The sequence below is a fragment of the Amycolatopsis echigonensis genome (assembly GCF_014174495.1).
Taxonomy (GTDB): domain Bacteria; phylum Actinomycetota; class Actinomycetes; order Mycobacteriales; family Pseudonocardiaceae; genus Amycolatopsis; species Amycolatopsis echigonensis.
The window spans coordinates 1-298 of sequence record NZ_JACJHR010000294.1; the positions used below are offsets into that span (position 1 = coordinate 1).

General features: G+C 51.7%; 1 rRNA gene. It reads left to right on the top strand.

What is annotated here, in order from left to right:
* Positions 1-124 precede the first annotated feature (124 nt).
* A 16S ribosomal RNA gene (locus H5411_RS46835) occupies positions 125-298 on the top strand; the annotation flags it as partial.

The following is a 298-nucleotide window of genomic DNA, read 5'->3' on the forward strand; positions in this document are numbered from 1 at the left end:
CGGGGTGTGTTGCTTGAGAACTCAACAGTGTGCTAGTGAACTAAGCCAGTAGAGCTTATATGAAACCCCCTCGTCGGGGTTTCCTTTGAGATTGATTGAGAAGTAGTCTCGATCGAACTGTTCATTGTTGGAGAGTTTGATCCTGGCTCAGGACGAACGCTGGCGGCGTGCTTAACACATGCAAGTCGAACGCTGAACCGGTTTCGGCCGGGGATGAGTGGCGAACGGGTGAGTAACACGTGGGTAATCTGCCCTGTACTCTGGGATAAGCCTGGGAAACTGGGTCTAATACCGGATA